This window comes from Phormidium sp. CCY1219, assembly GCF_055795085.1.
Window position 1 is genome coordinate 1 of sequence record NZ_JAYFEQ010000086.1, and the last position, 218, is coordinate 218.

1 protein-coding gene is annotated in these 218 nt (G+C 51.4%); it reads left to right on the top strand.

The genetic code is table 11. The features are described 5' to 3' along the window. Positions 1–198, top strand: a 198-nt coding sequence (locus AC0QH1_RS00530; RefSeq protein ID WP_324628782.1) for a hypothetical protein, incomplete at its 5' end; no start/stop codon positions are given. Between the last annotated feature and the right edge of the window lie 20 nt (positions 199–218).

A 218-nucleotide genomic window follows, 5' to 3' on the forward strand; every position in this document is an offset into this window, starting at 1 on the left:
CAGTTGACAAAAAAAAGGGCATCGGGTATAATGAAACTGTGGGGGCAGGCAGGGTCGTTAAGCATTGCTTTGATTGCAGGCGCAAGTCCCAGCACCGAACGACTCACATCATGGATTGCCCTGGGCGTGACCCAGCCTCCAAATTCCACGGTCTGTCAATCTTGGTTGCGCCGGAAAATTTTTGCCTCCACCAGTTGACAAAAAAAAGGGCATCGGGT